17 protein-coding genes are annotated in these 17831 nt (G+C 31.4%); 8 read left to right on the plus strand and 9 right to left on the minus strand.

All coding sequences use genetic code 11. The features are described 5' to 3' along the window. Positions 1 to 5: 5 nt before the first annotated feature. Complete coding sequence (locus tag Dongsha4_RS12505) at positions 6 to 479, plus strand: CRR6 family NdhI maturation factor (RefSeq protein ID WP_330202702.1); 474 nt, start codon at positions 6 to 8, stop codon at positions 477 to 479. Positions 480 to 640: 161 nt separating this feature from the next. On the opposite strand, the gene Dongsha4_RS12510 is transcribed toward Dongsha4_RS12505, so the two are convergent. Then, the gene (locus Dongsha4_RS12510) at positions 641 to 1267 is read right to left on the minus strand and encodes a M23 family metallopeptidase (RefSeq protein ID WP_330202703.1); all 627 of its coding nucleotides are present in this window, start codon (positions 1265 to 1267) and stop codon (positions 641 to 643) included. A 175-nt stretch (positions 1268 to 1442) separates the two neighbouring features. Between Dongsha4_RS12510 and Dongsha4_RS12515 the strand changes: the two genes are divergently transcribed. The 4 genes from Dongsha4_RS12515 to Dongsha4_RS12530 all read left to right on the plus strand — a co-directional run bounded on the left by Dongsha4_RS12515 (position 1443) and on the right by Dongsha4_RS12530 (position 6325). Next, positions 1443 to 1991, plus strand: coding sequence for a thioredoxin family protein (locus Dongsha4_RS12515; RefSeq protein ID WP_330202704.1), 549 nt, complete (start codon positions 1443 to 1445; stop codon positions 1989 to 1991). 395 nt (positions 1992 to 2386) lie between these two features. Then, complete coding sequence (locus Dongsha4_RS12520) at positions 2387 to 5410, plus strand: AAA family ATPase (protein ID WP_330202705.1); 3024 nt, start codon at positions 2387 to 2389, stop codon at positions 5408 to 5410. 131 nt (positions 5411 to 5541) lie between these two features. Further along, entirely contained in the window at positions 5542 to 6021 is a 480-nt protein-coding gene (locus Dongsha4_RS12525) for a DUF2752 domain-containing protein (RefSeq protein WP_330202706.1), read from the plus strand. Positions 6022 to 6046: 25 nt separating this feature from the next. Further along, complete coding sequence (locus tag Dongsha4_RS12530) at positions 6047 to 6325, plus strand: TM2 domain-containing protein (protein WP_330202707.1); 279 nt, start codon at positions 6047 to 6049, stop codon at positions 6323 to 6325. 207 nt (positions 6326 to 6532) lie between these two features. Here the strand turns inward: Dongsha4_RS12530 and Dongsha4_RS12535 are convergent, their stop codons facing one another. The 3 genes from Dongsha4_RS12535 to Dongsha4_RS12545 all read right to left on the minus strand — a co-directional run bounded on the left by Dongsha4_RS12535 (position 6533) and on the right by Dongsha4_RS12545 (position 10648). Next, complete coding sequence (locus Dongsha4_RS12535; RefSeq protein ID WP_330202708.1) at positions 6533 to 7897, minus strand: NAD-dependent succinate-semialdehyde dehydrogenase; 1365 nt, start codon at positions 7895 to 7897, stop codon at positions 6533 to 6535. Positions 7898 to 7978: 81 nt separating this feature from the next. Further along, entirely contained in the window at positions 7979 to 8899 is a 921-nt protein-coding gene (locus Dongsha4_RS12540; RefSeq protein WP_330202709.1) for a histone deacetylase, read from the minus strand. Positions 8900 to 9007: 108 nt separating this feature from the next. Further along, positions 9008 to 10648, minus strand: coding sequence for a DUF3352 domain-containing protein (locus tag Dongsha4_RS12545; RefSeq protein WP_330202710.1), 1641 nt, complete (start codon positions 10646 to 10648; stop codon positions 9008 to 9010). A 248-nt stretch (positions 10649 to 10896) separates the two neighbouring features. Between Dongsha4_RS12545 and Dongsha4_RS12550 the strand changes: the two genes are divergently transcribed. Both Dongsha4_RS12550 and Dongsha4_RS12555 read left to right on the plus strand, forming a co-directional pair. Next, positions 10897 to 12036, plus strand: coding sequence for a murein transglycosylase A (locus tag Dongsha4_RS12550; protein WP_330202711.1), 1140 nt, complete (start codon positions 10897 to 10899; stop codon positions 12034 to 12036). Between the two features lie 92 nt (positions 12037 to 12128). Beyond that, the gene (locus Dongsha4_RS12555; RefSeq protein WP_330202712.1) at positions 12129 to 13436 is read left to right on the plus strand and encodes an ABC transporter substrate-binding protein; all 1308 of its coding nucleotides are present in this window, start codon (positions 12129 to 12131) and stop codon (positions 13434 to 13436) included. A gap of 37 nt (positions 13437 to 13473) precedes the next feature. Here the strand turns inward: Dongsha4_RS12555 and Dongsha4_RS12560 are convergent, their stop codons facing one another. From Dongsha4_RS12560 to Dongsha4_RS12580, 5 genes are all read right to left on the minus strand, one after another. Beyond that, a complete protein-coding gene (locus Dongsha4_RS12560) occupies positions 13474 to 13914 on the minus strand; it encodes a hypothetical protein (protein ID WP_330202713.1) in 441 nt (146 codons plus the stop codon). Between the two features lie 52 nt (positions 13915 to 13966). Further along, positions 13967 to 14506, minus strand: coding sequence for a GIY-YIG nuclease family protein (locus Dongsha4_RS12565; protein WP_330202714.1), 540 nt, complete (start codon positions 14504 to 14506; stop codon positions 13967 to 13969). Between the two features lie 188 nt (positions 14507 to 14694). Next, a complete protein-coding gene (locus tag Dongsha4_RS12570; protein WP_330202715.1) occupies positions 14695 to 15060 on the minus strand; it encodes a hypothetical protein in 366 nt (121 codons plus the stop codon). A gap of 236 nt (positions 15061 to 15296) precedes the next feature. Further along, complete coding sequence (gene tmk / locus Dongsha4_RS12575) at positions 15297 to 15938, minus strand: dTMP kinase (protein ID WP_330202716.1); 642 nt, start codon at positions 15936 to 15938, stop codon at positions 15297 to 15299. 7 nt (positions 15939 to 15945) lie between these two features. Next, the gene (locus tag Dongsha4_RS12580; RefSeq protein ID WP_330202717.1) at positions 15946 to 17271 is read right to left on the minus strand and encodes an FAD-dependent oxidoreductase; all 1326 of its coding nucleotides are present in this window, start codon (positions 17269 to 17271) and stop codon (positions 15946 to 15948) included. A gap of 142 nt (positions 17272 to 17413) precedes the next feature. Between Dongsha4_RS12580 and ebsA the strand changes: the two genes are divergently transcribed. Beyond that, positions 17414 to 17791, plus strand: coding sequence for a type IV pilus biogenesis protein EbsA (ebsA, locus tag Dongsha4_RS12585; RefSeq protein WP_330202718.1), 378 nt, complete (start codon positions 17414 to 17416; stop codon positions 17789 to 17791). Positions 17792 to 17831 lie beyond the last annotated feature (40 nt).

The following is a 17831-nucleotide window of genomic DNA, read 5'->3' on the forward strand; positions in this document are numbered from 1 at the left end:
TTTTTATGACTACTATTATTAAAATTAATCAAACTCAAATTCACCAATTAGATTTATCTCCTGTTGTTAATGTGATTGAAAAATTTGATAAATCTTCTGAAATTCTTAATTTAGAACAAGAAATCACTTTTCAAATTGATTATGCCCGTGAGGAAACTGATCCTCGTGAATTATCGGAAATTTCAGAGGTAAGGTTGTGGTTTATTGCCTTAGATAGTCTTTATCCATGGTTGCCTTTTTGTCTTAATTGGAGAGAAGGAGAATTAGCCCGTTATGTAGCGATGTTAGTACCTCATCAGTTTAATCGTAGTGAGGGAATACAATATAATCAGGAAGCCCTTGATATATGGATAATGCAGAAAACTTTTATTCTACATCGTTGGTTAAAACAACAAGGCATCAAAACCAATTCTCGCCTCAAAGCGATGACACAAATTTTCGGTTATGACTTAGATGATTATTTGTTTGAATTACTATAAGTAACCTATCAAAAAAGACAAGAGCCACCCCTCCCTGACCGCTACGGGTCAAGAAAAAGGTGGCTATATCTCTATAAAATAATTATAACAAAATTTTATTTTTATGTCAATAGTTTTTTTGTTCTTTTTTGATTTATTTAGAATAAGTAAATTAGTATATTTTAGGTTCTTTGAGCAAACATTTGTCTAAGAATGTCGGCGGGATCGATGCGATCGCCTTTATATCTTAATTCCCAATGTAAATGGGGGCCGGTGGTTCTTCCTGTCATGCCAACTCTACCAATTCTTGCCCCAGAAGGGACGTTTTGCCCTTGTCGAAGAATAATACCGCCAGAACGATCAAGCAAGACTAATCCTTGAGAAGTTTGTTCCACACTACCCATTAAGTGACAATAAACATGAGTCCAATTACCAGAGCGAATTTTAATCATCGTACCACAAGCAGTATGATCGGATAAGTGAATAATTTGCCCACCCCACCAACTACGAACATAACTTCCTAGGGGAGCGGCTAAATCTAAACCACCGTGAAATTGTCTTTGTCCAGTGACAGGGTGAATACGATAGCCAAAACCAGAAGTATAAGCCTGAAAATTTTCGACAGGAAAAGAGGCTTGTCGCCAAGATGCTCTAACGGGAATAGTTTGAGCTTGTAAAGACTGATTTTTTGACAATCCCAGAGGATTAAGCAATCCGAAAGTTAACCCGATAATCAAAAAAAAAGTCAAATAGGGTTTATGGAAAATTTTGGGGGGCTTTTGTTTGCCCAGAGGGGGGAAATCTAGCATTACTCCTCAATGTCACCAATAAAATTGATATTTGCTTTTGATGAACAAAATTAATTGCGAGTTTTATTTTAGCTCAAACTCTGCCCGAGTAATTTTTTATCTTTGGTTGTTAGATCTAATCTACCAATGGATAATAGATGAAAACTAAATAAATGAATTGATTAAACTAAAAACCATGACTGATAGCCCTAATACTGTTAACAAAATTCGCAATCTTGTAATTGCTTTAGTTGCGATCGCACTCGCCATTACTTTAGTCTTTGCATCACAAACAAAAGTAAGTAGTCAATCCCTTGAAGCCCAAGCTCAAAAAGCAACCAACTTAGACATTGCCTTAAATAATGGTAAACCTAGCCTAGTGGAATTTTATGCCAATTGGTGTACCAGTTGTCAGGCGATGGCAGGAGACTTAGCCCAACTCAAAGACAATTTTGAGGATAAAATCAATTTTGTCATGCTCAATGTGGATAATAGCAAATGGCTACCCGAAATCCTTAACTATGGCGTTGACGGTATTCCTCACTTTGTATTTTTTAATGAAAACGGAGATGCGATCGCAGATACCATTGGAGAGCAACCTTTTACCATCTTTGAGGAAAATTTACAAGCATTATTAAATCATCAATCCTTACCCTATGCCAACTCTAGGGGCAATATTTCCGCCTTTAACCCAGAAAATAAATTACAAACAGGAAATCAAGACAATCCCAGAGATCATAGATAATTAATTAATCAATTGAATGTCCCTTACCCCTTGCCCTTTGTTACCTAAGTTCGGTGTGAAAAACGTTTTGGAATAAGGCACTGAGAGCGATTGTTAATTCTGTTTGTCCCGATAAAAACTATTAAACTTAGGAAAAAAAGATGTAATTTCAATTTATCTATTATTTTTATCAACACATCTAAGGCTTAACTCCGAACTCTGGTTTTGTCCTTTTCTCCATCACTCATAGATTAAAATTTATCCCGAACTCAGGTCAATTATTATCGAATTGGTATTTAAGCCTCTCAAAATACAGTGAGATTTGTGAGATTTTTAGACCGAAAAAAATTTATCAAAATTTCCCTTAATAACGATAATTCTTTTATAATTGATTACAATGCTATTCTAAATTCCTAATGATCCCTCGTAAATTAATTCTCAAAAATTTCTTAAGCTATCGTCATGCAGAATTAGACTTTGCTGGTTTACATACCGCCTGTATTTGTGGTTCTAATGGTGCAGGAAAATCATCTTTATTAGAAGCTATAACTTGGGTAGTTTGGGGCAAAACTCGCACCGCTTCCGATGATGATTTAATCCATTTAGGGGAAAGAGAAACAAGGGTTGATTTTGAATTTATTTATGATGAACAACATTATCGTATTATTCGCACCAGACAGAGAAAGAATGGAAGCACTTTAGATTTTCAAGTTATTAATGAGCAAGGGTATAAATCCATTGGTGGAAAAGGATTAAGAGATACAGAAAATAAGATTAAAGAATGCTTAAAAATTGACTATGATACTTTTACTAATTCTGCTTATTTAAGGCAGGGTAGAGCAGATGAATTTATGTTAAGAAGTCCCGCCGAAAGAAGAAAAATACTGGCAGACTTATTAAAGTTAGATCAATATGAAAATTTAGCTAATGAAGCGAAAGAATTAGCGAGAGATTTTAAAATTCAGGCTGAAGAAATTAGTCGCAATTTAGAAGAAAATAGAGAAAAATTAGAAGAGAAGCAATCATTTCATATAGCTATTGATGAAACAGAAAAAGAATTAGCATATTTCCAAAAAAAACAGACTACTAATCAAGAAGAATTACAGAAAATTCAGCTTCTAAATAATCAGAGAAGTAGCTTAAAAGAAAGATGTGATTGGCAACGAAATCAAGTTCAAACCACTGCTCAAAATATTCAACGGTTACAAAAGGAAAAAGCAGATTTAGAAGAAGAAATTAACAAAATTACCGTTATTTTAGCTCAAGAAGAGGATATTAATAGAAATTATGAACAATGGCAAAAATTAAGGGAAAAAGATGAGGCTTTAAATACTAAGTTTAATCAATATCAACAATTATTAGAAGAAAAACAAACTTTAGAACAATCTTTGCAAAAAGAAAGTAATGATTTAATTTTAGCGATTCAAAGGGAAAAGACAAAGTTAGAAAATTTAATTAATCAAGAAAGAGAATTAGAGGCAATAGTTAACAAAACATCTAACTTAGAGGCAGATTTAGAGAAACTTAATATCTGTCGTCAAAAACTAAGTCAATTAGATGAAATTCAGGTACAAGCTAATACTTTATTGCAACAAAAACAGTCATTAGAAACAGAAATAAATAGAGAAGAAGCGATGTTATTAGCTAGATTAAAACAGTTAGAAAATGAAGAGAATAATATACAAACTAAATTGAATCAAGTTCCTCAAATACGACAAGAATTTTTTACCTTAGAAGCAAAGTTAAAAGAAATAGAAAATACCAGAAATTATCAAAAAAGAGTACAGGAAAAAGGAGAACAAAGAAATCTTTTAATTCAAAGATATTTAGATAATCAAAGCAACTTAGAAAATCAAATTAAAAAACTCAATGAAAAGTTAGAAACTTTAAATCAAGATCATGCGGTTTGCCCTTTATGTGAGAGAGAATTAGATGATACTCATTTAGAATATGTGATTAATAAAACTCAAAATGAACAACAACAAATAGTTTCCCAATCATCTTATTATGAAATAGAGATTATCAATTGTAAACGAGAATTAGAAAATTTAAGAAAAGAATACGCTCAATTAAATCAAGAACTAGCTTTAGAAGATAGTCTTAAACAAGATTATGCTAAACTTGAAAATCAATTAGATTCTATTGATGATACTTATAATCAATATGAATTAATATTAGAAGAAAAAGCAGATTTACAAAACAAATTAGATACAGGTAATTATGCTCAAGATAATCAAAGCAAATTAAGAGAAATTATCGAGCAAATTAATAACTTAAACTATAGTCAAGAAAACCATGCTTTATTAAGAAAAGAAGAGGCAAATTTACGTCGGGTAGAATTTCAGCAAAGTAGAATAAAAGATGCTCAAAATCAATTAAAAAAATTAGCTCAACAAAAGCCAGATTTACAAACAAATATAAAATCTTTAGAAAACAGTTTAGAAAGTCTCAGAGAAAATTCCCCTTTACAATTACAATTACGCCAAATTGAGGAAGACATAAAATCTTTAAATTACGATCGCACCTATCATCAAAATATTAGAGAACAAGGGCAACAATTGCAACCCTATCAGCTACTTTATGGAGATTTACAACAGGCTAAAAAACAGTATCCCCAGTTAAGCACAAGACAAACTCAAATTGAGACTAATTTAACCCAATATAACCAACAAAAAGAGACAGGAGAAAAAGAATTAAATAGTCTTCAAGAACAATTATCATCATTAACTGATTATAGTCAGGAGTTAGCGAAACTAGAACAAGAAGCAAATAATTGTCAGGAAAATATCAATAGATTACTAACAGCCAAAGGAAGATTAGAACAATCTTTAACTAATTTAAAAGATAGAGAAAATGATGTTAAAGAATTAGAAAATCGTTTACAAAAAATCCAGAAAAAATATCGTATTTATCAGGAATTAACTATTGCTTTTGGCAGAAAAGGTATTCAGTCTTTAATGATTGAAAATATTTTACCCCAATTACAAGACGAGGCAAATCATATTTTAAATAGTCTTACGGGTAGTCAATTAAGTGTACAATTTCTCACCCAAAAACCAAAAGCTAGTCGCAGTAAAAAATCATCATCTCAGTATATAGATACTTTAGAGATTATCATTTCTGATGCTCAAGGAACGAGGTCTTATGAGACTTATTCGGGGGGGGAAGCCTTCCGTATCAATTTTGCCATTCGTCTTGCTTTATCCCGTATTCTCGCCCAAAGAGCAGGTACTCGTTTACAATTATTAATTGTCGATGAAGGATTTGGTACTCAAGATACAGATGGTTGTAATCGTCTCATTGGAGCTTTAAATGCGATCGCATCTGAATTTGCGTGTATTTTAACAGTAACTCACGTTAATCAATTTAAAGAAGCCTTCCAAACCAGAATTGAGGTATATAAAACTCAGGAAGGTTCAAAAATAAAACTTTCTAGTTAATAATTAAAGTTATCAGAAGGCAATGTTACCTTAAATTATTAGAATTTACTTCCCTAAAAAATAATTTATATTTATGTTAGAATTTTACTCTTTTCTATTTTAAATAATTATATTGATAAAACTAAATAACAATGTTTCGACAAACTAAGATTAAGTTATCTAATTCAGACATAAAAATTCGTTTTTTTCAGTTTTTATTATTAACTTCTCCTTTAGTTGCTTCCTATTTTTTCAGCTATAGCACTTATAAATCTCCTTTTTCTTGTCCCATTCTTGCTTTTACTGGTATTCCTTGCCCTAGTTGCGGTTTGACTCGATCTTTTTTATCTTTAACAAGGGGAAATGTATGGGAATCTTTTTCTTATCATTTATTTGGGCCTGTTATTTATAGTAGTTTAATAGTTTTTAGTTTGCATTTATTATTGGAAATTTTTTATAAAAAGAAAATAAGAAATAAATACTCCACTGTTATTAACGATATAAAGATTAAATACTTGATTTTAGTTAGTTTTATAATTTATTATGTGTTTAGATTATTATATCTCCAAATAAATGGTGATTTGATCAACAATTTTCAACACTCTCCTTTAGGAGAAATATTATATAGGTAGATTTTAAAAGCTAAAGAGGAAAATTATGACTAATTCTAATTCAGAGGTTAATAGTAAAAAAGTTACTGCGGGAATTTTAGGTATTCTTCTAGGTGCTTTAGGGATTCATAAATTTTTGTTAGGCTATAATACCGAAGGTTTAATCATGCTATTAGTTAGTATTCTTACCTGTGGTTTTGGTTCGCCGATTATGGGTATTATTGGTTTAATAGAGGGTATTATTATAGAGGGTATTATTTATTTAACAAAAACTGATGATGAATTTCGTATAACCTACCTAGATAATAAGAAAGGTTGGTTTTAATTTCATGAAAATATTAAATAATAATAAATTAACAACAAAAGTAATTTTCCTCATCATTGGCATGGGGTATTTTTCCCTTTTTTCACAGTTGAATATTTCTCCTTTTTTGAGAGGATATATAGTTATCATTCCTGTGCAAATTTTGACGATAATTTATTTTGCTTATTTTTACTGGAAAAATAAAGAGTAAAGAGTAATTAGTAAATTTTATTTTTGCCAAACAGTTTTTATATTCATAAATTCAAGCATTCCCTCTATACTTAATTCTCTGCCATAACCTGAGCGTTTTATCCCACCAAAAGGAAGACGAGGGTCTGATTTTACCATACCATTAATAAATACTGACCCTGCTTCTATGTCTCTAACGGCTAAATCTATTTCTGTCTGATTATTTGTCCAAATTGACGCTCCTAATCCAAAATTGGTACTATTAGCTAAAATGATCGCATCTTCTATATTTTTCACTGTAAAAATTAAGGCTACAGGTGCGAAAAATTCCTCATTCATCCCGGGAGAATTAACGGGAATATCGGTCAAAATGGTAGGAGGGTAAAAATAGCCTTTTCCTTCTAGGGGTTTTCCTCCGATTAACACTTTTGCACCCTTAGCGATGGTTTCATCAACCTGTTGCACTATATCTTCTAAAATGTTAGCAGTGGCGAGGGGGCCTATATCAACGGTTTCATCAAAGGGATTCCCGATTTTTAGTTTTTGATACTCTTGTCGTAACAATTCTGTAAACTTAGGTGCGATCGCATCTTCGAGAATAAAACGTTTAGCGGCGATGCAGGATTGCCCATTATTAAGCATTCTGGCGGTGACAGCGACTTTTACCGCTTCTTCGATATTAGCAGATTTAGTCACGATAAAAGGATCACTTCCCCCCAATTCCAAGACACTTTTTTTCAACTCATCCCCCGCCACAGAAGCAACTTTCCTTCCTGCTAATTCACTACCTGTAAGGGTTACGGCTTTTACTCTCTTGTCTCTTAACACTCCTTCTACCTGATGTGAGGTTATTAATAATGATTGAAATACCCCTTCAGGAAAACCAGCCTCCAGAAAAATAGATGCGATCGCATTTGCACATTGAGGTACATTAGAAGCGTGTTTTAATAAGCCCACATTCCCCGCCATGAGGGCAGGAGCGACGAACCTCAAAACTTGCCAAAAAGGAAAATTCCAAGGCATTACGGCTAATATAACCCCCAATGGTTGATAGTATATAGCACTATAGGAAGCATCAGATGCGATCGCCTTTGGTTGTAAGAAAGATTCTGCATTTTCAGCATAGTAACGACAAACCAAAGCACATTTTTTAATTTCTGCTAATGCTTGTTTGATGGGCTTACCCATTTCCAGAGTAATTATTTCCGCCCATTTTCTGGCATTATTTTCCAAAATTTCTCCTGCTTTGAGGAGTTTTTCTCGGCGATGGGCAAAAGAAGTTAGCCGATATTGTTGAAAAGTTGTTTCCGCTAGATGTAATTTCGTTTCGATTTCTTCTGCGGTTAAAGGAGTAAAAATTTTTAAGGTTTCTTCCGTGGTTGGATTAACTGTTGCAATAGCCATAATCTAAAAATTAAGAATTATAAATTCACTGCACCCTAATACCTCATCTCCTGAATCACTCAACTTATTTTTTGTAATAACCTAAGACAAAAATGCAAAAATAGTTTCCTCAACTGATTTTGCTAAAGCCTGTAAATGATAGCCTCCTTCCAAGCCGAATATGATGTTATCGGTGACTTCTAAACAATATTTCGTCAATTTGCCATAGTCTTGAGGAAACAAACACATATTAGCTAAAGGATCGTCAAAATTGGCATCATATCCTGCACTTACTATCAATATATCTGGTTGAAACTCTTTCAAGAAGGGAATTACCTGTTTTTGAAAATAAACTTCATATTCTGCGATGCCACTTCCTGCCTTGACGGGGATATTTAAAACATTATTATATAAACCTTTTTCCTCCGCCATACCAGTGCCGGGATAGCAAGGGGATTGATGTAAAGAGCAATAGGCTATATTAGGATTAGATTCTACTATGGCTTGTGTACCATTGCCATGATGTACGTCCCAATCTAAAATTGCCACTTTATTTATTCCTTCCCTACTTATAGCATAACTAGCCGCGATCGCAGCATTGGAGAAAAGACAAAAACCCATTCCTTCTGAAGCAGTAGCATGATGTCCGGGGGGACGTGCTAGGATAAAACAAGGTTGATGATGGGTTACTATTTGGTCAATACCATCTAACCATGCACTAACAGCTAATAACCCTACATAATAACTATTAGCAGAAACGGTCGTATCTGGATCTAATTTTCCTCCTCCTCTTTTGGCGATAACTTTTATCCTTTCAATGTGATGCCAATCGTGAATTTTTTCTACCCAACTGAGGGCTAAACCCTTTTCCACAGGAGTTGGATGTATCCAATTTAATTGATTTTTAAGTTGTTGACTATCTTTTAATATTTGATAAATATTAATTAATCTATCAGGTGATTCTGGGTGGAGTCTTCCTGTTTTGTGGTTTAAAAATTCTTCGGAATAAATAATGGTTATCATACAATTAAAACTGCAATTATGTAAAAAATTTAAACACCTTTAAAAGACTTTTATTTATCAATCTTTAACCTAATATATATACCGATTAAAATTATTATTCATTACTTACTAATTCAATTCAGTTTTTTTGATCAAGGAAATATTTAATTCTACTTTATTAGTTGTATCATCTATATCAGAGCTGGTAAGGGCAAATGCTTTAATAGAATCAGATAATGCTCTCATTTCTGGGGTAAATTCTTCATAAAAATTGGGATCAATATTAAGAGCAACATCGAGAGCTTTTTGATAATCAAAATAGATATAACCATAATTATTTTTTGCTAGGGAATCTGTTGTTATCTTAAAGTTGTTACTATTAAGAATTGAGCTATTTTTCTTTAAAGTTTCATTGGGGTTAAAAGTTTTTCCCAAGGTAAGTAAAAAATTATTATTATCTAACCAAGCATAGGAAGTAATAGTTGTTTGATAGTTATTCCATTCCGTGATATTAATTCCTTCTATTTCTGTACGATTAATGGACGCAAAAGGTAAAAATTGAGCCATATTTTCTAGTTTACTTAGAGTATTTTCTCCTTGATTCTTATTACTACTTTCTAAGAGAAGTAATCCATAAAAGTTATTATCAAATAATGGTTTTTCAGGATTTCCAGCCACTGCAAAAGCAAATTCTCCATCTAACCAGCTAAAAATATCATTACCCAAATCCAAGTTAAGCCATTGATTTACTGCTATTTCTGTTTCACTTATTAATTCATTTAATTCTGGAATATTTTTTCTTTCGGTTTCTAGTTGTTGCCATAGTTGATTAATCCCATTTCCATTAATCATAAAAATACTATTTTCTGGAATTTTTCTTAGTAAATTTTCTGACACTGGTTGACGATTATTTTGATTTTCTAAAGGTTCAGATAATTTTACTAAAGTTGTAAATTTTAATCCATGATCTTCTATACTCATATTCATAAATATAGTCTTAATTTTATTTAGTTGTTTCTCTACTTGCTCATCTAATTCTCCTTCTGATATACTATCTTTCAATGCTTTTAATAAGATGCGATCGTACTCTGGAAAATAAATAGAAATGACGGCATTATTATTGACCAAATTTTGAGGATAATTATTAGCTAAAGATATTTCTCCTTTATGAGTATCAATGATTTTTTTTACTACTTCTTGTTGATCACTTATTACTAAATAATTATTAAAAAAAGTAGCCCAAATTTTTTCACTATTTTCTATATCAATTTCATAAACATTAATGCCATTATATTTTGTTTCTACAGGGTTTGTTTGTAAATTATTCTTATATTTTTGAAAAAAACTATTAGCTTTAAATTTATTACTAACTCCCATAATTAAAGCAACATTAGAATCTAATCCAGCAGGAGAGGAGGGTAAAACTGCCACACTAACTCCTCCTAACCAAGGTAAAATATCTTTTTCTACATCAATTGTTTGTGTTTCTTCTGTCAAACTTTCATCTATCAATTCTTGCAGATTTTGAGTTAGAATTTCTTGAGCAGAATTTGTCCCAAATTGAGTTATTTCTTCCCACTGCTTAGGATTTGTAGAAATAAAACCAGTAGCATAAGCAGAAGCAGGAGTTATCATCGCACTACGGCTAGGTGTTAATTCTTGCCCGATAAAATTACGTCCATAGTAATAGCCTCCTGCAATACCAACAATACTAAATAATAGTAAACTAAAGCATCCACAACCAATTCTGCGGGAATTTGATTTAGTCATGATTTCCTCCCGACTTTACCTATATGTTCAATGTATAAAATTTCTTGTAAATTGGTGCTTTTTGGGAACAAAACTTAATTAAAATTAAGTCTCGGACTATAATTAGAGATTAACAAAATTTTTCTTACTGATAAGATGTTAAAAAATAAGACCCATAATAAGTGTAAATAAATATTGGCTTTAATACTTAAATATTTTAAATTTTACTACAATAATTATTCTCTATTTAGATATAAAAAACTATAAAAATGAAAAAAAAACAGCTATATAAAATCTTCCTTTTAACTTTTATTTATAATTTTATTTATTCTCTATCTCCTTCTATTAGCTATCCTCTAATACAGGTTAATAATATACCTCAAAACTTAATCGATGAAAAATTATTTACCGATGATAAACAAAAACTAATTCAGGGTATAAATCATAGTTTAAGCTATTTAGAAACTGCCAAAGCAAAAGAAGTGTATGAAAATTATCCTCTCAAAGAGTTTTCTCGTGAAAGGGTTATTGCTTCTTTAAAGCGTTTTCGGCAATTGTTAATAAGTGCTAAAACTCCCCAACAATTACAAGCATCGGTAGAAAGGGAGTTTGTTTTTTACAAATCCGTAGGCAGTGATAGTCAAGGTAGAGTTGATTTTACTGGTTATTTTCAACCTCTTTATCCTGCCAGTCGCCAAAAAACTGATGTTTTTCGTTATCCTCTCTATCGTAAACCTTCTAATTTTGATTCTTGGCAAACTCCCCATCCTTCCCGTAAAGATTTAGAGGGAAAAGACGGTTTAGGCAATAATAGTCTTATTAAAGGTTCTGAATTAGTGTGGTTGCGCGATCGCCTCCAAGCCTATCTAGTACAAGTACAGGGGTCTGCCCAACTACGACTAACAGATGGTACAATAATGACTATTGGTTATGATGGCGCCACTGATTACCCATATACAAGTCTAGGGAAAGAGTTAATTAATGATGGCAAAATACCCGCCGAAGAAATGAGTTTACCTCGCTTAATGGCTTACCTAGAAAATAATCCCCATGAGTTAGAAATTTATCTCCCTCGCAATAATCGCTTTATTTTCTTCACCGAAACCAAAGGCAAACCAGCCACAGGCAGTTTGAATGTACCTGTTATAGATGAAAGGTCTATTGCTACAGATAAAAGTTTAATGCCTCCGGGGGGATTAGCTTTGATTTACACTCGCATCCCTCAGATTAATCAAAATAACGAGTTAATTACTCCCATGACTGCCCGTTATGTGTTAGATCAAGATACAGGAAGTGCTATTAAAGGAGCGGGGAGAGTTGATATATATTTTGGCACAGGGGATATAGCAAAAAGTAAAGCTGGTTTGGTAGATTGGGAAGGAGAGTTGTATTATTTACTTTTAAAGTAGGTTGGGACAAAATCTAAGGCTATATGGTTTTTTATTTCTGTTTTTCGTTACCTAAACCCAAATCACTATTTTATAATTAAAAACGAGTTTTTATGAATCATTTATATATTTATTGCTTTAAAATAAGTAAATTTACCAAAATAATCTTAATTTTATTATGTTGTTTTAATTTATTATTTGTTACTGGTTGTCAAAATATTAATAATCAACAAATTTCTGACAATACCATTACTAAAATAACCTTCTGGCATGGCATTAATCCCCCTGAAAATAGAGAGATTTTTAATGAATTATTGGCTGAATTTAATAACAGTAATCCTGATATTCAGGTAGAGGCTTTATATGTTGGGCAACCTGATGAGCAATTACCAAAAATTATAGCTTCGATCGCAGCTAATCAACCTCCTGATATACTATGGTATGTGCCTCAATTAACAGGTAAATTAGTAGAATTACAGGCTTTAAAACCCCTACAAGATTGGTGGAATAATTCCTCTATTAAAGAAGAAATTGATCCTGCTATGTTAGCTACTATGGAATTAAATGATAGTATTTGGTCTGTACCTTTTGCAACTAACAATACGGCTATGTTTTACCGCCCTAGTTTATTTGAAAAAGCAAGTATAGCAAATACTCCAAAAACATGGGATGAGTTTCAACAAGTAGCAGAAAAATTAACTATTGATAGTAATAATGACGGAGTTAACGAACAAAATGGAGTATTATTAGCAGTAGGAAAAGGAGAATTTACTGTTTTTGTTTGGTTGCCTTTTATCTTCAGTGCCAATGGTGAAATTATTGCCGATAATAGTCCTAATATTATTAATGAAGGTACAGAAAAAACTTTACAATTAGCACAAGAATTAGTTACTAAAAAAGTAGCTATTTTATCAGCACCAGATCGAGGTTATGAGTTAGATAGTTTTATTAATGGTAAAGTGGCGATGCAAATAACAGGCCCTTGGACTTTGGCACAATTGAATCAAACTGGCATTGATTATGATGTTTTTCCCCTACCAATTATTAATCAACCTGCCACAGTTTTGGGAGGAGAAAATTTATTTGTTTTCAAAACTAATCAAGAAAGAGAAGAAGCTAGTTTAAAATTTTTAGAATTTATTTTAAGTGAAAAATTCCAAACACAATGGGCTTTAAAAACAGGTTATTTACCCATTAATATTAATGCTCAAAACAGTCCAGAATATCAAGAATTTGTCCAAGCAAATCCAGTGATTAAAGTTTTTTTAGAGCAAATGAAATATGCTAAATCTCGCCCTATTATTGCCCAGTATCCTAGTCTATCAGAAAACTTAGGAAGAGCGATCGAATCTGTCTTATTAGGCGAAAAAACTCCCGAAAATGCCTTAAAAGAAGCTCAAAAAAGACTTGATTTAGAATAGAATTTCACAAAAAATATTTCCTAAAATCTCCATAATCCTAAAATGTGGGATAAACCTTACTGGTAAATCCCGTTGCTTTAAATTGCTTAAGTTTAAGAGGAGTTGGTTGATTAGATGGTACACTAATACGTAATTCAAAATTACTAATTCCGGGAGGCACTTCTGGTAATGCCCCTAGACGAGTACGATTTTGTAGAGCAGGTTCATTATTTGCATCATACACTCTGCCAAAAACATCAGCATCATAAAGAGTTTTTCCTGAAGTATTGTTTGTTTTCCCCGTAATGAGATAACAAGTCGCAGGTAAAGCACTACCTCCACTGGTTACACTTCCTTCTCCAACCCCCGGAGGGCAATCTTTGTAAGACACATCAGTAATTTTAATTTGCACCAATGCTTCTGCTGGGGGGGTAATGATAAAGCTAGAAAGTAGAAGAAAAAGAGAAAAAGTAAATGTAACTATAAGACGATAAAACATAAATGATGACCTTTCAATACTTATATTTTTTCATTGTAAAGGTAAAAGATATTTATTTTAAGTCTAATAATCCTTCCTCCTTTAACTTCGGATTGAAACGAATTTCCATTGTTACCCCCTTCAAATTTAATTTTTCTTTAATATCTTCTTCTAACTTACGGGCTATTTTTTTGAGAAACTTTACCTTACTAATTTCATCTAACCTTTGATATTCCCGTGTTTCATCCATTGTCATTGTTAGTTTTGCGTCAATAGGTTGTATCCATAAATGCTCTTTTTCCCCATTACCCTCTGGTATATCTTGATTTTCTGCTAACCAATTTTGTTTAATTTCTTCTAAAATTGTTCGATTGGGGCGATCGAAGCTATATAATTTTAACCAAGAACAATTATCAGATTGCCTTACTAAATGTTGCTTTAAGCTCAAAAATAAATTGCGAGAATAACCTATATATCTTAAATTTTTGTTTTGATCAAAAATAGCATAAATACCAATTTTGCCCTCCAATTCTGAAGAAATTTTGCCCGTATCATCAAGATAAGGAAGAAAAGACAAATCAGTTAATTTGGGTAAAGATGAAGAGATAGTCATAAATATGAAAAAAAAGCTAACAACATTTGTGAAATAAGCAATCACTAATTCGGTTTTGCTGAAAAAGTGTTTAGGCAAAGTTAAGCAAAAGGCAATTAGTAAATAGTTGATAATTAATCATAAAAACTCCCGACACAAATTGCAAAGGGGCATCAGCCCCCACTTTTAAAATTAATTTAATTATTTAATTATTTGCCAATTTTAGAAGCCATACCCTTAAAAGGTTTGAGACTAGGGCCTGGGCGACGACGGGAAAAAGGGACATTATTAGTAACATATTTTCCAGCGTAATTTTCCCCTTGAGATTGAGCATTATTACTTGTATCTTGACTGGAATAATTTTTGATAGCTTTCACCCAATCAGGCACTTCATACGCTACATCTTTCTGTGATGCAGAAACAGCAGGAGTTGCATTTGTCTCAGCATCACCTTCAGAGACGGTAGTTTCTGTTTGATTACCCTCTACTTGAGTTTCAGTCTCATTAGTGTTTTTATTTTCGGCTTCAAAAAAGTAATTATCTTTTTTCTTACCAAATAGTTTGTTTAGTACCATTGTTTCTCCTTATATATTTGGTTGTCAAACTTTATTCTTAAAAATGTGCAATTTTTTATAGACAGACAAACACTTTACTGACTATATCATCACCACCATGAATATATCAGATTTTTGATTGCTTTTTACACAGTCTTAATAAGTAAAGAGATTTTCTTTTTCTCTTCGTTTGAAAGTTTAAGTTTTTCACCTATCAAGATAGCTTATTTTTGATAAAACCCTATCCTTTTCAATAGTCATTTATACCTATCACTGTTTAAAAAATCAATAATTTGTTGATGGATTTCGGTTTGCGTTTGACAAGCATCAATTTTTAAATAAGAATATTTATATTCATTAATGATTTTTTCAAAATTTTGTCTAACTAAAGTTAATTTTTGTTTGTTTTCATATACCTCTTTAAAAGGACGATTTCCAATTCTACTTAAAGCGACATCTACAGGAATATCAAGATAAATTAATAAATCTGGAGGCGGAAAATTTTGATTTAGATTAGCAACAAAATCGAAGTCAGATTCAGTTTTTCCATTATAAGCAAGAGATGAAAAATAATATCTAGTCGTAATAACATTAATATTTTGTTCAACCAATTTTTTAACTCCATCGATGTTATTATATAGATGAAAATGACGATCTGCAGTAAATAAATAAGCCATTTGTTGCTCAAATAAATCATCGCTTAAAAATGATGGTGGACTAGCTAAAAATTCTCTTAAAAGTTTACCTATTTTTCCATTAGAAGGCTCAGGACTTAAAACAGATTTTTGATTTTGAGAAAGAAAATATTGATGTAACAAATCTGCTTGAGTAGAACTACCAGAGCCATCAATACCTTCAAAAACAATAAAATAACCTCTATTCTCTTGTTCGCTAATCATAATTAATTTAACTACGTTTATATAACAAAAAAGTTTCACGAATACCCATTATAATATTATTTTGTTTCTTTTCTTTTTCTAAAAACTTTTCTTTTATTTGATTGGCAATTTTGTAAGTATATATATTATTAAAATTTTCTTTAAATAAATAATTTATACTGTACCTATTTTGTTTAATATTTTTAATTACTATAAAAAGCTCCTCTAAATTTTTTCCTAATCCATGAAACCCCAAAATCAAATTATCATTACTAATGATTAATTTAATGAAACTACTATAGTGATGATAGTTAAAATTAACATCAAGTTTAATAATATAAAAATTATTATGATATAGCTGTAATGCTTGTTTTTCTGTGTAACCAATGCGATGAATTCTAGGATTGGTGTTTAAACTATAACTAATATTTTCATAGTCAACCTTTTTAAGAGGAAAAAATAAACTATTATCAACTGCTATTTTTGCTTCATATTGGTTCAAATTATCCAAAGTATAGCCCCCTAATATTTCTCCACAGGCATAAATTTTTGAATTATGAGTTTGCAGTCTCTCGTTAGCTAGAATATTGTATCCTTGCCATTTTAAGCCTAAATCATTACCTAAATCTTGATAGTCGTCATAACTTATATTTTTTTCTGTATTAATAATGAAATTGTTTTCATTACTAATATTTTGATTCGTTTCTAATTTATCCGCATTAGCGTTACATATTTTTATTCCCTTAGCTTCCAAAATTAATTGCAATTTCCAAGATATATCTTTATCTTCTGTAGGTAATAATTGTTTATTTTTAATAGGTAAAATTATTGATTTATTAAGTGAAGTTAATTGTTGTGCTAAATAGATGGCCTCTAAGTTACTTCCCTTAATTGTTACAGATGCGATCGCACTATTTAGTATATTCTTTAAATCTGAAAAATTTTCATAAATATTGACTTTATTGGTCTTTAAGCTATAAGTAAATTCTAAATTTTGACTCAATATATCTGTTATGATAGCCACTGGAGAACTAAAAGTATATTTTCCCATTGATACTTTAATTTTTCTGTTTGTCTGAGAAAAAGAAGAAACTGATTCTTTACTAAAAATATCCAATCCCGCCAATTTTAAATTTTCTATTTTACAATTTATTTTCTTTACTTCTTGACTCAAGATATTATCAATTAATCTTAATCTATCAATGTTTAAATCTAATATTATATTTTTTGATAAAAAACTAAAATTTGAATTGTAAATTATTGCAACTCTTGCACCTAAATTCAAAGCATATTCTGCCGCACTAATAGCAGATTCATTTAAACCGATAATGATTAAGTCATAATTTATTTTCATAGATAGTTGTGTCTAGTTGGAAATTAATTTTCAAAAATCAGAAAACGTAATCGAAACAAACAAAAATGTAATAGAGTGTCAAAGTAAGGGTATGATTGGTTATAGATCAGACTTAAATAGTATGTGGTAAAGATAAGATCAAATGTCCAATATTGAAAAATTGCAACCTGCTAATAAAGATGATACAAAAATGTATCTGCCTTTTTACAATAAAGAGCAACAAGAAATCTTGCCCTATGCTTTGAGTCTATATCAACAAGGATACTTAGAAGGAGAAAGAATCATTGAAGGACAACAGAGTATCCCCTTTGTAGCTATTTGGTATGTTTCTCGCCTTCCTTATGAAATAACCAGATGCAGAATTCAGTTTGAAGGAAGTGCCGAGTTGAGCTACGAAGTAAACTTGTCTAACTCAGAATTTATTAAGTATCTAATCCTGCTCATCAAAAATTTCAAACAATCTCGGCAAACAGACTTCTCTCAGAAATTTTATCGTAAATTACTCCGCCTTGATGAGTAATAAAAAGAAATTTTCAAAAAAAACTGAAAACCCCTTGACA

It is taken from the genome of Cyanobacterium sp. Dongsha4 (assembly GCF_036345015.1).
Classification (GTDB): domain Bacteria; phylum Cyanobacteriota; class Cyanobacteriia; order Cyanobacteriales; family Cyanobacteriaceae; genus PCC-10605.

What these genes read in the sequence shown, in the direction of transcription:
- Dongsha4_RS12505 (WP_330202702.1), top strand. Translation starts at nt 6, where the DNA reads ATGACTACTATTATTAAAATTAATCAAACTCAAATTCACCAATTAGAT.
- Dongsha4_RS12510 (WP_330202703.1), bottom strand. Translation starts at nt 1,267, where the DNA reads ATGCTAGATTTCCCCCCTCTGGGCAAACAAAAGCCCCCCAAAATTTTC.
- Dongsha4_RS12515 (WP_330202704.1), top strand. Translation starts at nt 1,443, where the DNA reads ATGACTGATAGCCCTAATACTGTTAACAAAATTCGCAATCTTGTAATT.
- Dongsha4_RS12520 (WP_330202705.1), top strand. Translation starts at nt 2,387, where the DNA reads ATGATCCCTCGTAAATTAATTCTCAAAAATTTCTTAAGCTATCGTCAT.
- Dongsha4_RS12525 (WP_330202706.1), top strand. Translation starts at nt 5,542, where the DNA reads ATGTTTCGACAAACTAAGATTAAGTTATCTAATTCAGACATAAAAATT.
- Dongsha4_RS12530 (WP_330202707.1), top strand. Translation starts at nt 6,047, where the DNA reads ATGACTAATTCTAATTCAGAGGTTAATAGTAAAAAAGTTACTGCGGGA.
- Dongsha4_RS12535 (WP_330202708.1), bottom strand. Translation starts at nt 7,897, where the DNA reads ATGGCTATTGCAACAGTTAATCCAACCACGGAAGAAACCTTAAAAATT.
- Dongsha4_RS12540 (WP_330202709.1), bottom strand. Translation starts at nt 8,899, where the DNA reads ATGATAACCATTATTTATTCCGAAGAATTTTTAAACCACAAAACAGGA.
- Dongsha4_RS12545 (WP_330202710.1), bottom strand. Translation starts at nt 10,648, where the DNA reads ATGACTAAATCAAATTCCCGCAGAATTGGTTGTGGATGCTTTAGTTTA.
- Dongsha4_RS12550 (WP_330202711.1), top strand. Translation starts at nt 10,897, where the DNA reads ATGAAAAAAAAACAGCTATATAAAATCTTCCTTTTAACTTTTATTTAT.
- Dongsha4_RS12555 (WP_330202712.1), top strand. Translation starts at nt 12,129, where the DNA reads ATGAATCATTTATATATTTATTGCTTTAAAATAAGTAAATTTACCAAA.
- Dongsha4_RS12560 (WP_330202713.1), bottom strand. Translation starts at nt 13,914, where the DNA reads ATGTTTTATCGTCTTATAGTTACATTTACTTTTTCTCTTTTTCTTCTA.
- Dongsha4_RS12565 (WP_330202714.1), bottom strand. Translation starts at nt 14,506, where the DNA reads ATGACTATCTCTTCATCTTTACCCAAATTAACTGATTTGTCTTTTCTT.
- Dongsha4_RS12570 (WP_330202715.1), bottom strand. Translation starts at nt 15,060, where the DNA reads ATGGTACTAAACAAACTATTTGGTAAGAAAAAAGATAATTACTTTTTT.
- tmk (WP_330202716.1), bottom strand. Translation starts at nt 15,938, where the DNA reads ATGATTAGCGAACAAGAGAATAGAGGTTATTTTATTGTTTTTGAAGGT.
- Dongsha4_RS12580 (WP_330202717.1), bottom strand. Translation starts at nt 17,271, where the DNA reads ATGAAAATAAATTATGACTTAATCATTATCGGTTTAAATGAATCTGCT.
- ebsA (WP_330202718.1), top strand. Translation starts at nt 17,414, where the DNA reads ATGTCCAATATTGAAAAATTGCAACCTGCTAATAAAGATGATACAAAA.